This window comes from Azospirillum brasilense, assembly GCF_005222205.1.
GTDB classification, from domain to species: domain Bacteria; phylum Pseudomonadota; class Alphaproteobacteria; order Azospirillales; family Azospirillaceae; genus Azospirillum; species Azospirillum brasilense_G.
Genome location: NZ_CP032345.1, coordinates 2,108,570 through 2,121,305, shown reverse-complemented (window position 1 = coordinate 2,121,305; position 12,736 = coordinate 2,108,570). Strand labels below are relative to the sequence as shown.

At 67.4% G+C, this 12,736-nt stretch carries 12 protein-coding genes; 7 read left to right on the top strand and 5 right to left on the bottom strand.

Features of this window, described 5'->3' with window-relative positions:
* Window positions 1-136 precede the first annotated feature (136 nt).
* Window positions 137-1,123: a thioredoxin-disulfide reductase gene (gene trxB, locus D3869_RS10260; protein WP_035675595.1), complete on the top strand. Its 987-nt coding sequence runs from the start codon at window positions 137-139 to the stop codon at window positions 1,121-1,123.
* Between the two features lie 36 nt (window positions 1,124-1,159).
* On the opposite strand, the gene D3869_RS10255 is transcribed toward trxB, so the two are convergent.
* From D3869_RS10255 to D3869_RS10245, 3 genes are all read right to left on the bottom strand, one after another.
* Window positions 1,160-1,636: a DoxX family protein gene (locus tag D3869_RS10255; protein ID WP_247895616.1), complete on the bottom strand. Its 477-nt coding sequence runs from the start codon at window positions 1,634-1,636 to the stop codon at window positions 1,160-1,162.
* Window positions 1,637-1,794: 158 nt separating this feature from the next.
* Window positions 1,795-2,262 carry a Dps family protein gene (locus tag D3869_RS10250; RefSeq protein ID WP_114859296.1) on the bottom strand — a complete coding sequence of 156 codons (468 nt, stop codon included), beginning with the start codon at window positions 2,260-2,262 and terminating at the stop codon, window positions 1,795-1,797.
* Between the two features lie 239 nt (window positions 2,263-2,501).
* On the bottom strand, window positions 2,502-2,993 hold the full coding sequence (locus tag D3869_RS10245; RefSeq protein WP_137139966.1) for a cache domain-containing protein: 492 nt from the start codon (window positions 2,991-2,993) through the stop codon (window positions 2,502-2,504).
* Window positions 2,994-3,237: 244 nt separating this feature from the next.
* Between D3869_RS10245 and D3869_RS10240 the strand changes: the two genes are divergently transcribed.
* The 3 genes from D3869_RS10240 (at window position 3,238) to D3869_RS34435 (ending at window position 6,829) form a co-directional block, all read left to right on the top strand.
* Window positions 3,238-4,161, top strand: a complete 924-nt coding sequence (locus D3869_RS10240; RefSeq protein ID WP_137139965.1) for a ketopantoate reductase family protein — start codon at window positions 3,238-3,240, stop codon at window positions 4,159-4,161.
* Between the two features lie 246 nt (window positions 4,162-4,407).
* Window positions 4,408-6,447: an elongation factor G gene (locus D3869_RS10235; protein ID WP_137139964.1), complete on the top strand. Its 2,040-nt coding sequence runs from the start codon at window positions 4,408-4,410 to the stop codon at window positions 6,445-6,447.
* A 253-nt stretch (window positions 6,448-6,700) separates the two neighbouring features.
* Window positions 6,701-6,829, top strand: a complete 129-nt coding sequence (locus D3869_RS34435; protein ID WP_282190166.1) for a hypothetical protein — start codon at window positions 6,701-6,703, stop codon at window positions 6,827-6,829.
* Between the two features lie 132 nt (window positions 6,830-6,961).
* On the opposite strand, the gene D3869_RS10230 is transcribed toward D3869_RS34435, so the two are convergent.
* Window positions 6,962-7,177, bottom strand: coding sequence for a hypothetical protein (locus tag D3869_RS10230; protein WP_137139963.1), 216 nt, complete (start codon window positions 7,175-7,177; stop codon window positions 6,962-6,964).
* A gap of 764 nt (window positions 7,178-7,941) precedes the next feature.
* Here D3869_RS10230 and D3869_RS10225 point away from each other — a divergent pair.
* Both D3869_RS10225 and nhaA read left to right on the top strand, forming a co-directional pair.
* Complete coding sequence (locus D3869_RS10225) at window positions 7,942-9,345, top strand: Nramp family divalent metal transporter (RefSeq protein WP_137139962.1); 1,404 nt, start codon at window positions 7,942-7,944, stop codon at window positions 9,343-9,345.
* A 156-nt stretch (window positions 9,346-9,501) separates the two neighbouring features.
* Window positions 9,502-10,728, top strand: a complete 1,227-nt coding sequence (gene nhaA, locus D3869_RS10220) for a Na+/H+ antiporter NhaA (RefSeq protein ID WP_137139961.1) — start codon at window positions 9,502-9,504, stop codon at window positions 10,726-10,728.
* Window positions 10,729-10,803: 75 nt separating this feature from the next.
* Here nhaA and D3869_RS10215 read toward each other — a convergent pair whose 3' ends face one another.
* The gene (locus tag D3869_RS10215) at window positions 10,804-12,009 is read right to left on the bottom strand and encodes a pyridoxal phosphate-dependent aminotransferase (RefSeq protein WP_137139960.1); all 1,206 of its coding nucleotides are present in this window, start codon (window positions 12,007-12,009) and stop codon (window positions 10,804-10,806) included.
* A gap of 263 nt (window positions 12,010-12,272) precedes the next feature.
* Between D3869_RS10215 and D3869_RS10210 the strand changes: the two genes are divergently transcribed.
* On the top strand, window positions 12,273-12,701 hold the full coding sequence (locus D3869_RS10210) for a c-type cytochrome (RefSeq protein ID WP_038529411.1): 429 nt from the start codon (window positions 12,273-12,275) through the stop codon (window positions 12,699-12,701).
* The last annotated feature ends 35 nt before the right edge of the window (window positions 12,702-12,736 follow it).

The following is a 12,736-nucleotide window of genomic DNA, read 5'->3' as shown; positions in this document are numbered from 1 at the left end:
CGGACGGCCGGGGTGAAACATCGTCTCCATGATGGGCCGGCATGGCAGGCTTTCCGATGACAGCGGGCCGGATCTGGACCATATGTTCGGCGCGGCCCTATGGTCCGCGCCAGCCCAGATCGTGACGGACAGAGCGATGCCCAGCACCCACCACACCAAGGTTCTCATCATCGGCGCCGGTCCCGCCGGCTACACCGCGGCCATCTACGCGGCGCGCGCCAACCTGCAGCCGCTGATGGTGCAGGGCATGCAGCCGGGCGGCCAGCTCATGATCACCACCGACGTCGAGAATTATCCCGGCTTCGCCGACCCCATCCAGGGGCCGTGGCTGATGGAGCAGATGCAGAAGCAGGCCGAGCATGTCGGGACCAAGATGGTCTTCGACCTGATCACCGACGTCGACTTCAGCCAGCGCCCCTTCGTCTGTAAGGGCGACTCGGGCGACACCTACACCGCCGACAGCGTCATCATCGCGACCGGCGCCCAGGCGCGCTGGCTGGGCATCTCCAGCGAGGAGATCTACCGCGGCTTCGGCGTGTCGGCCTGCGCCACCTGCGACGGCTTCTTCTTCCGCGGCAAGGAGATCGCGGTGATCGGCGGCGGCAACTCCGCGGTGGAAGAGGCGCTGTACCTCACCAACCACGCCTCCAAGGTGACGGTCATCCACCGCCGCGACAGCTTCCGCGCCGAGCGGATCATGCAGGACCGGCTGTTCCGCAACCCCAAGATCGAGGTGGTGTGGGACAGCGTCGTCGAGGAGATCGTCGGCGAGGGCGACGGCTCGCTGGGCAACCCGCGCGGCGTCACCGGCGTGCGCGTCAAGAACGTGAAGTCGGGCGAGGAGCGGGTGATCCCGGTGGCCGGCGTCTTCGTCGCCATCGGCCATGTGCCGGCCACCGCCGTCTTCCAGGGCAAGGTGGAGACCGACTCCGAGGGCTACATCGTCACCGCCCCCGACTCGACGGCCACCAACGTGCCGGGCGTCTTCGCCGCGGGCGACGTGAAGGACAAGATCTACCGGCAGGCCGTCACCGCCGCCGGCATGGGCTGCATGGCCGCCCTGGAGGCCGAGCGCTGGCTGGCCCACCACGAGGGCGAGCCGAGCCCGGCGGGCAACTGGTAAGCCTTTTATGGAGGGGGCCGGGCGACCGGCCCCCTCCTACCGCCGGTTCATCAAGCCGTCCACGCTGAACCGCCCGGCCCCGGCGGCGATCAGCGCGAGGAAGCCGCCGATGATGGCGAGGTTCTTCATGAACTGGATGCGCTGCATCCCCTGGGCCTCCGGCGGGTAGGTCCAGTAGCGGTGGGCGATCAGCGTCGCCATGATGGTGAAGAGGACCACCGCCGCCGCGGCCAGCCGCGTCCAGGCCCCCAGCACCACGGCCAGCCCGCCGAAGCACTCCACCGCACCGCCCAGCGCGGCCAGCAGCATCGGCATGGGCAGTCCCTGCCCTTCCAGGCTCCCGGCGAACGCGCCGAGGTCCATCAGCTTGCCGAAGCCGCTCTGCACGAAGATCGCCCCGATCAGCAGCCTCGCGGCCAGCAGCAGGACATCCTGCCCGCCCGTCGCCGCCCGGTCCGCTCCCCGCACCCGGTCGTAATTGTAGGAGGCCATGGCGCCCTCTCCCGCGTCCATCGGACATCCAAGGAGAACGCGCGGCCCCACCCGGTTGTTTCCTGCCGGTTGTTTCCTGCCGGTTGTTTTGTTTGGCCCCAAAAGGACGGGGCGCCGCCCCGAAGGACGGCGCCCCGCCGAATCACAAAGTCGAATCACAAACCGCCGTTCGGCGGCGACTACTCCAGCATGGAGCGCAGCATCCAGGCGGTCTTCTCGTGGATCTGCAGGCGCTGGGTCAGCAGATCGGCGGTCGGCTGGTCGTTGGCCTCCTCGGCGGTCGGGAAGACCTTCCGGGCGGTGCGGGCGACGGCCTCATGCCCCTCGACGAGCTGGCGCAGCATCTCCTGCGCGTTCGGGACGCCCTGCTCCTCCTTGATCGAGGCGAGCTTGGTGAACTGCGAGAAGCTGCCCGGCGCCGGATAGCCGAGGGCGCGGATGCGCTCCGCCACCTCGTCCAGGGCGGTCCACAGCTCCGTGTACTGGGTCATGAACATGGTGTGGAGCGTGTTGAACATCGGCCCCGTGACGTTCCAGTGGAAGGAATGCGTCTTCAGGTACAGGGCGAAGGTGTCGGCGAGCACGTTGTTCAGGCCGTCGGCGATGGCCTTGCGGTCGGCTTCCGCGATCCCGATGTCGATCTGCATGATTTCCCAATCCTCCGAGGGGTTGTCTTCCATTCTTGGCTGCAATCGAGGCTACGCCCCGCTGCGCCCCGGGTAAAGACCCTACTTTAGAAACTTTCTAAAAAGCAGCCCTGCGCAACCCGCATGCCCCGGCGTGCCGTGAAGGCCACCCCGACAAGCTTGGGCGCGCCCGGTGCGGGTCAAGATGTGCGCCGCAACAGCGTCCGTATCAAGCGCCCCGGACACGCGGCCGCGCGCCGTCAATGGTACAGCCCGACATAGGCGACCAGATCCTGGCCCGGCACGCGCTTCACGAAGGTGGTCTTCGGCTCGATCCGGTTGCTCGCCGGATTCAGCCAGCGGTAGTCCACCCAACCCTCGCCGGCGTCGCGCGCCACCGACAGGATATCGCGGACGATGTCGCGCCCATCCGGGTCCTTGACGTTGATCACGCTCATCCCGACCCCGGCGGGCCGGGGCGGATAGACCTTCCACACCCCGGCGAAGTCGATGACCGTGACGTAGAGCGCCCCGTGCCGGAACTCGCCGTCACGGTTGAACGACGCCGCCGCTTCGTCCAGACCCCGCGTGGCGATCAGCTCCGCCGCCTTCAGCGCGATGGCGCGGACCTGCTCGCGCTCCGGATCGCCGGGCTGGGCGCGGATGCCCGCGGGATGGACCGTCGCGGCCAGAAGGGCCGCCAGCACGATCCATAAGACGCGGAGCGGCGGCGTTCGGACGAAGACGCTCATGGCAAATCCCCCGGACCGGCCAATGCGGAAGCGAGACGCGGAAAGGGGCGCCGATCGGTCCGCCCACTGTCGAAAGAAAGTCGGCCTCCGGCAATCCGCAATCCTGCGGCCTATTGCCGCAAAGTTCCGCGCGCGCCACACTGTCCCCAGCGTCCGGCACCAAAGGCCCGCCCGGCCTCCGCCGATCGATCGGCCCCATCCAACGGAGCGCGCCGGCCCGGACCGCATTTGGGAGGAGCATCGCATGCGCATCGCAATCATGGGGGCGGGCGCGGTCGGCGGCTATTTCGGGGCGCGCCTCGCGGCGACCCACGGAACCGAGGTGCATTTCATCGCGCGCGGCCGGCATCTGGAGGCCATCCGCCGCGACGGCCTGCGCATCGAAAGCGAGGCCGCCCCCCTGCACCTGACCGACGTCCGCGCGACCGACGACCCGGCGGAGGTCGGGCCGGTGGACCTCGTGCTGTTCGCCGTCAAGCTGTGGGACACCGACCGTGCCGCGGAGGCCTGCCGGCCCCTGGTGAAGCCGGGCACGGTGGTGGTCACCGTGCAGAACGGCGTCACCGGGATGGACACGCTGTGCCAGCTCCTCGGGCGGGAGCATGTGGCGGGCGGCGTCGCCCACATCGGCGCCACCATCGCCGCCCCCGGCGTGATCCGCCACACCGGGACGCTGGCCCGCCTGACCTACGGGGAACTGGACGGGCGCCCCTCGCCCCGGCTGACCGCCTTCCACGCGCTGGCCGAGGCGGCCGGGTTCGAGGCGGTGCTGTCCGCGGCGATCCTGCGCGCGCAGTGGGAGAAGTTCGCCTTCCTGGCGCCCTTCAGCGGGGTCACCGCCCTGACCCGCCAGCCCGCCGGGGTGATCCGCCGCGTCCCGGAAAGCCGCGCCCTGTTCCTCGACGCGGTGGCCGAGGTCGCCCGGCTGGCCCGCGCCCGCGACGTCGATTTGGGCACCGGCATCGTCGCCCGCGTCGAGGCGCTGCTCGACGGCCTGCCGCCGGCCATGACCTCGTCCATGCTCAACGACCTGACGCGGGGCGGACGGCTGGAGTTGCCCTGGCTGTCCGGGGCGGTGGTGCAGCTCGGGTCGGAGCTGGGGGTGCCGACGCCCGTCCACCGGGTGATCGCGGCGGCCCTGGCGCCCTACGCCGACGGACCGCCCTAAGGAATGACACCCCAGCGGGGGCGGCGTGACGTCATGCCGCCCCTTTTTTCCATCGACAGGTCCCCCGCCACGGGTGGACCATAACCTTGAAAAGGCACTGTTTTCAAAGCACCGGACCAGTCCGGCACCCTGTCAGGGCCACGCGCGCCGCCGGTGCTTCCGGCCGCAGCGACCCACCCGGCCCACCCAGGCCACCCGGCGTTCCGGCCGATGCCCACACGGGAAGACGCCATACGGGAGGTGTGCATGCCCCATTCACAGATCCAGACGGCCCGCTGCGCTGCGCTGGTCGGCCCCTATCTCAGCGGCAAGACATCGCTTCTGGAAAGCCTGCTCTCCGCCGCCGGGGCGACCACGCGCAAGGGCAGCGTCCGCGACGGCAACGCGGTCGGCGACAGCTCCCCCGAGGCCAAGGCCCGGCAGATGAGCGTCGAGGTCAACGTCGCCTCCTTCGAGTTCCTGGGCGAGCGCTGGAGCGTGCTCGACTGCCCCGGCTCGGTGGAACTGGCCTGCGAGACGCAGAACGCCCTGATGGTGGCGGACGTCGCCGTGATCGTGGCCGAGGCCGCGCCGGAAAAGGCCGTGCTGCTCGCCCCCCTGTTCAAGTTCCTCGACGACAACCGCATCCCGCACCTGCTGTTCATCAACAAGGTGGACAGCCTGGGCGACCTCAGGGTGCGCGACGTGGTGCAGGCCTATCAGGCGGTGTCGGCGCGCAAGCTGGTGCTGCGCGAGGTGCCGATCCGCGAGGGTGGCAAGATCACCGGCTTCGTCGATCTGGTCAGCGAGCGCGCCTGGCACTTCAACCCGCACAAGCCGTCCAACCTCGTCCAGATCCCCGACAGCCTGAAGGACCGCGAGCACGAGGCCCGGCAGGAGATGCTGGAGGCGGTGGCCGACTATGACGACGCGCTTCTGGAAAAGCTGCTGGAGGACGTCGCTCCCGACACCCAGGAGGTCTATGACCGGCTGGCCAGCGAGCTGGCCGACGACCTGATCGTCCCGGTCTTCTTCGGTTCGGCGGAGAACGACAACGGCATCCGCCGCCTGCTGAAGGCGCTGCGCCACGAGGGGCCGGACGTCGCCACCACGGCGGAGCGCGCCGGCATCCCGGCGGACGCCACGGTGGCCGCCCAGGTCTTCAAGACGCTGAACGGCTCGCACGCCGGCAAGATCAGCTTGGCGCGGGTCTGGCGCGGCACCGTCAACGACGGCATGACGCTGGGCGGGGAGCGGGTGTCCGGCGTCTTCCGCATGATGGGCCACAATCAGGAGAAGCTCTCCCAGGCGGCGACCGGCGAGGTGGTGGCGCTCGGCCGGCTCGACAAGGCGGCGACCGGCGACCTGCTGACCGACAAGGGCAACGCCGGACGGTCGGCGCCGTGGCCGGAGCTGCCGCCGCCCGTCTTCGGCCTCGCCCTGCACGCCCAGAACCGCAACGACGAGGTGAAGCTGACCGCGGCCATCCAGAAGCTGGTCGAGGAGGACCCGTCGCTGAAGCTGGAGCAATCCACCGACACCGGCGAGCTGGTGCTGTGGGGCCAGGGCGACATCCATCTCCAGATCGCCATGGACCGGCTGCGCAACAAATTCAACGTCACCGTCAAGGGTGTGCCGCCGCAGGTGCCCTACCGCGAGTCAATCCGCAAGGGCACGGCCCACCACGCCCGCTACAAGCGGCAGACCGGCGGCCACGGCCAGTTCGCCGACATCCATGTGGAGGTCAAGCCGCTGCCCCGCGGCACCGGCTTCCAGTTCGAGGACGGCGTCGTCGGCGGCGTCGTGCCGCGCCAGTTCATCCCGGCGGTGGAGACCGGCGTGCGCGACTACGCGGTGCGCGGGCCGCTGGGCTTCCCCGTGGTGGATTTCGCGGTGAAGCTGACCGGCGGGCAGTTCCACGCCGTGGACAGCTCCGAAATGGCCTTCAAGACGGTGGCGCGGCAGGCGATGACCGAGGCGCTTCCGGCCTGCGAGCCGGTGCTGCTGGAGCCGATCCTGACCGTCTCCATCGCCGTGCCCAGCGACTTCACCTCGAAGGTGCAGCGGCTGGTCAGCGGGCGGCGCGGTCAGATCCTCGGCTACGACGCGCGCCCCGGCTGGCAGGGCTGGGACGAGGTGAAGGCCTATCTGCCGCAGGCCGAGATGCACGACCTGATCGTCGAGCTGCGCTCCCTCTCGCTCGGCGTCGGCACCTTCACCTGGAGCTTCGAACGGCTGCAGGAGCTGACCGGCAAGGCCGCCGACAAGGCGGTGGAGATCCGCAAGGAAACGCTGGCCGCGCAGTAACCGGCGGCGTGGGGGTGCGCGGGGCCGGGGGCGCGTCCTCCGGCCCCCTTTCCATGGCCAGACGGCGCGCAGCGGTCTTGCGGGCGCAAGACCGGAGAAAGAAAATCAGCTCAACAATAAATCAGTGCGCCAAACAATAAGTAAGTCTTTCATAGCCCGCCATGTGATGAGGGCAAGAGTGCGATGCATCGATTGCGCTTCTGGTATTTGGTATACCAAGATACAGTGTCGTCATCGAACGACGGAGATGATCATGACCTTCGCGACTGTGACCCACCTGCATGCCAACCAGAACGGCACGAAAGGTTCGACGTTCCTGCAGGCCTTCAAGTCCTTCATGAACGCCTGGTGCGAAAAGTCCCGTCTGTACGGCGTCCTGTGAGCATGCCTCGCCGGCAGCCGGACGATACCGGACGACGAAAGGGCCGCGATCCAGTCGCGGCCCTTTCTGATTCCAGCGCCATTAAAACCCGCGCGTTTTTTTGTTGTTCGACGCCGTCACACCGATACGGCGTCAATCCGACGTCTCCGTCGCGATCCACAGATGAGGGCGGGTCCCACGCGGCGGCCGGTTCATGTTGGCCGGACGCCCCCAGGGCCGCACGGGAGCGATAAGGGCGCCCGGGTCCCGGTGGCTTCCCCACACCGCGGTCAGCAGGGTCGCGATGCCGGTCGCGGCGAAGGTGGCAAGGCACAGCGCCACGGCGAGTGTGATCGGATCCAGAACCATGGACGCTCCCGCAGAAACTGGTCGGCGCGCCGGCTTCAGGCAGCGCAATCCTCTGAGGCAACACCCCGACAACAGATTGGCCGGCGCGCGTTGCACGGCTTCCCACTCGCCTTACCCTTCAGCATAGATGTTTTCAGTTCCGCGGGACCCGCGCTTTTTTCACAGGGCGGCAAACCACAGGAACCGGCGCGGTTCCTTCGCGCCGAGCCGTCCGGCTTTAAAATTCACTCAGCTATTGGATTAAAAACCTAGCCGATGCGTCTCCCACGTCATTGCCGCCGCAGGATCTGGCGGGCGCGACCATCAGATTTCATCCCAGAAGATGTCAAAAAAATTTTGTCTTCATAATACTGATACGAGAAAAGGCTGTCCCTGACTCAACAGGGACAGCCTTTGGGGAGGTGACGCAGCGGGCGGCCCAAGCTCGCTGAGTCCACTGGCATATGAATGCATCCATTAACCTGCGCAACCAAGCGATTTGATCATGAATTCCTTTTCATGATTCATGGGTTATTCATAGCCGAAGTGGGTAGAGGTGGTTTTAGTCCCGAGATTTGATTTTTTTTCTGAGTCTGAAAAACGCCCCACTCTCCCAGATTTTTTTTCCTACGCCTCGCTGATATTTGGCATACCAAACTATGGCGTGCGGGAAACCAGCCCCTGCAGCAAAGCACGGATCGGAAAAGGAGCCGGACGGAACCGGGCCGAAAATTTCTCGAACGGCCCGACGCCAATCGACAGGCCAATCCTAGGGAGGAACGGGAATGAGCGTCAGCTCGACGAACAGTGCGGCCATCGACGCCGATGGCCTCTACGGCGGCACCGCAGCGGATGGAAGCGCCAAGAAGGTCATCCGCTTGGAAGCCCCCGGCACCGGCTTCATGGACACCTGGAAGGCCATGGGCCCCGGCATCGCCGCGGCGATGACCGGTATCGGCGCCAGCCACATCATGCACGCGCCGACCGCCGGCGCGCTGTACGGCTACGATCTGCTGTGGGTGATCCTGGCCGCCTACATCATCAAATACTGCGCCTTCGAGTTCGCCCACCGCTACACGATGGTGAAGGGCGAATCCATCATCAACGCCTACCACCGCGTCGGCACTTGGCCGCTGTGGTTCATGATCTTCCAGGGCTTCGCCAACACCGTGGGCATCGCCGGCCGCGCGCTCGGCTGCGCGGCGCTGATGTGGGCGGCCTTCCCCTTCATGTCGCTCCAGCTCTGGGCGGTGGCCATCCTGCTGCTGACCGTCGGCATCCTGTGGATGGGCAGCTACAAGGCGGTCGAGGGCATCTGCAAGATCCTCATCATCGTCTTCGCCGTGTCCTGCTTCGTGGCCTTCGCGCTCCAGGCCCCGCCGCCGGGCGAGTATCTGTCGCGCCTGCTGCCGACCCTGCCGCCGATCGGTTCGATGATGCTGTTCGGCGCCATGTTCGGCTATTTCCCGACCACGCTGGAAGTCGCGCCCATGCAGTCGAACTGGGCCGTCGACAAGAAGGCCGGCATGGTGAAGGTCAACGAGATGCGGGCCCAGGGGCACACCGTGCACATGGACCCCAACTACATGAAGAACAGCCTGATCCTGTTCAAGCGCGACATGAACATCAGCTACATCATCTCGATGCTGTCGGGCATGATCTTCCTGATCGTCGGCGCCGTGGTGCTGCACCCGCAGGGGCTGGTGCCCAAGGGTTCGGAGATGGGCACGACCATTGCCAGCATCTACACCGATACCTTCGGCGCCTGGATCTTCCCGGTCATCATCGCCGGCGGCGTGGCCGCGCTGTTCTCCACCGTCTTCACCTACTTCGACGGTCAGGCCCGCCTGTTCGAGGAATGCGTGGTCCGCCTTAAGCGTGACTGGGACACCGCGGCGATCCGCAAGCTGCTCTACCGCGGCATGCAGGTGGTGTGGCTGGTCGCCGGCATCGCGGTGGTCTACGGCCTGCCCGAGCCGATTTTCGTGGTCCAGCTCGCCTCGGTTATGGCGCTGGTCTTCTCGCCGGTCCTGTTCTGGCTGACCATCAAGGCGGTCAAGGACAACTTTACCAGCGACTTCGAGCGCGATCTGCTGCCGAGCAAGTTCCAGTTCGCCTGGGCCTGGGGCGGAACGATCAGCTTGGTCGGCTTGACGCTCTACGTCCTCATCACGAAGTTCCTCATGTGACGACGCGCGGCTGAAAATGATGTGCGGCGAATAAGAAACTTGCGTGGGCGTCATGGCGAAGCCGCCATGACGCCACATTCTTTTCACAAATTGCTGTTTCACGAACTTCCCGGCAATCCCGCCCCTCCGACCAAACCAGAAAAGGAAACAAGCGCCATGGATGCTCACAGGCAACCCGCCGGCCGGCGCCCGGCTGCTTTCATCCGGGACTTCATGAGCAACGAGGCCTCGGGCGGCATCCTGCTGATGGTGGCCGCAGCGTTGGCTCTGGTGGTGGCGAACTCTCCCCTGTCCACCGCCTATTTCGACACGCTCCACACCTACATCCTCGGGCTCAGCGTCGGCCATTGGATCAACGACGGGCTGATGGCGATCTTCTTCCTGCTGGTCGGGCTGGAGATCAAGCGGGAGATGCTGGACGGCCAGCTCTCCACCTGGTCGTGCCGCATCCTGCCGGGCGTCGCGGCGGCGGGCGGCATGCTGGTGCCGGCGCTGGTCTATCTGGCCTTTAACGCCGACAACCCGGCCACGGTCAACGGCTGGGCGATCCCGGCGGCGACCGACATTGCCTTCGCGCTCGGCGTGCTGTCGCTGCTCGGGCCGCGCGTCCCGGTCTCGCTGAAGATCTTCCTGACCGCCCTGGCGATCATCGACGACCTGGGCGCCGTCATCATCATCGCCCTGTTCTACACCGCCGACCTGTCCCTGCCCGCGCTCGGCGTGGCGGCGCTGCTCCTGGCGGCGCTGATCGGGCTGAACCGGTTCGGCGTGCGCAGCCTCCTGCCCTATCTGGTCCTCGGCGCAGGCCTGTGGGGCGCGGTCCTGCTGTCGGGCGTGCACGCGACGCTGGCCGGCGTGACCCTGGCTCTGACCATCCCGCTGCGTCCCGCTTCCGGCGAGGCGGCGGACCCGCATGCGCCGCTGCTGCGGCTGGAGCACGGCATCCACCCCTGGGTCGCCTTCCTGATCGTCCCGGTATTCGGCTTCGCCAACGCGGGCGTGTCCTTCGCCGGGATGGACGCCTCGATCCTCACCGGCCCGCTGCCGCTGGGCATCGCGCTCGGCCTGTTCCTCGGCAAGATGGTCGGGGTGTTCGGGACCGCCTGGCTGACCATCCGGCTGGGCTTCGCCGGCATGCCGGCCGGCGCCAGCACAGCGCAGCTCTACGGCGTCGCCCTGCTGTGCGGCATCGGCTTCACCATGAGCCTGTTCATCGGCGCGCTGGCCTTCCCGACCTCGCCGGAGCTGGGCGACGCGGTGAAGGTGGGCGTCTTCGCCGGGTCGATCCTGTCGGCGACGGCGGGCGCCCTGGTCCTGCGGCTGGTGTCGGCCAAGGACGCCGCGCCGGCCCTGCACGCTGCGGGGGCCGACCGCCGCGCATAAAACAAAAGCGCACAAACGAAAAGAGGGGGCCTTCCGGCCCCCTCTTCTTTTTTCACCGGTCGCAAGCGCCGGAGATCAGTCCCTCAGATTGCCGCAGGCGCGCTGGATGCGCTTGCAGGCCTCTTCCAGGGCCTCGGTGCTGGTCGCGTAGGAGATGCGGAAGTGCGGGGCGAGGCCGAAGGCCGAACCCTGGACCACCGCCACGCCTTCCGACTCCAGCAGGTAGGTGACGAAATCCTCGTCGGTCTCGATCACCTTGCCATCCGGCGTCGTCTTGCCGATGGTGCCGGCGCAGGACGGGTAGACGTAGAAGGCGCCTTCCGGCTTCGGGCAGGAGATGCCCTTGGCCTGGTTCAGCATCGACACCACCAGATCGCGGCGCTGGGCGAACACCGCGGCGCGCTCCGCGATGAAGTCCTGCGGACCGTTCAGCGCCTCGACGGCGGCGGCCTGGGCGATCGAGGTCGGGTTGGAGGTCGACTGGCTCTGGATCACGCCCATCGCCTTGATCAGCGCCTTCGGGCCGCCGGCGTAGCCGATGCGCCAGCCGGTCATGGCGTAGGACTTCGACACGCCGTTGACGGTCAGCGTGCGGTCATACAGCGCCGGCTCGACCTGGGCCGGGGTCACGAACTCGATGCCGTCGTAGAGCAGGTGCTCATACATGTCGTCGGTCATCACCCAGACCTGCGGGTGCTTCACCAGCACGTCGGTCAGGGCCTTCATCTCATCACGCGTGTAGGCCGCACCCGACGGGTTGGACGGGGAGTTCAGGATCAGCCACTTGGTCTTCGGCGTGATCGCCTTCTCCAGGTCGGCGGGCTGCAGCTTGAAGCCCTGCTCGGCCGGGCAGGAGACGAAGACCGGCGTGCCTTCGGCCAACTCCACCATGTCCGGGTAGGACACCCAGTAGGGGGCCGGGATGATGACCTCGTCGCCGGGGTTCAGCGTCGCCATCAGGGCGTTGTACAGCACCTGCTTGCCGCCGACGCCGACCGTGATCTGGTCGGGCGCGTAGTTCAGGCCGTTCTCGCGCTCGAACTTGGCGCAGATGGCCTTCTTCAGCGCGGGCGTGCCGTCCACGGCGGTGTACTTGGTGTCGCCGGCCTGGATGGCCTTGATGGCGGCGTCCTTGATGTTGTCGGGGGTGTCGAAGTCCGGCTCGCCGGCGCCGAGGCCGATGACGTCGCGACCGGCCGCCGCAAGCTCGCGGGCTTTCTGGGTGACGGCGATGGTCGGCGAGGGCTTGATGCGCGACAGACGGGACGCGATGATCGACATGGCGTACTGGCCCCTATGACGAAGGTGGCGGAAGGTTCGGGTGAGAACTTGGTATGACCGCGCGAACGCGACGCGGGACCTTACTTCCGCCTTATTGCTCTTGCAAGCCGATCACTCCCCGAGCGGGGCGGTTTCCCGGCAGACGGACGCGCCGTCCGGCCAGAAGGGCGGATGCTGCACCGCACAGGCCCGGCTTGACAGCCCGCGCCGCGGACGGGGTATCGTACCTCTTTCTAAGCAAACCCATCATCCGGAGGATCTGCATGCTCACCCGCGTCACGCTGGCCGCCACGGCCGCCCTGCTCCTCGTCGGCGGCACGGCGATGGCCCAGGATTCGATCAAGGCGCGCAAGGACGGTTTCCAGACCAGCAAGAACGCGATGGCCGAGATCAAGGACCTGCTGGGGAGCGACAAGGTCGCCCAGGTCGGCCCGGCCGCCCAGCGCATGAGCGCCTTCGCCGCCCAGATCCCCACCTTGTTCCCGGCGGGCAGCGACAAGGGCGACACCAAGGCCAAGGCCGACATCTGGGCGAACAACGCCGACTTCACCGCCAAGGCCCAGGCCTACGAGGCGGCCGCCAAGGGGCTGGAAGCCGCCGCCGCGTCCGGCGACAAGGCCGCCACCGCCAAGCAGTTCGCCGCCGTGGGCGGCGCCTGCAAGGCCTGCCACGAGCGCTACCGCGCCGACTGATCCGGCCGGTCCGCAAACACGTCCTTCCCCGCCGG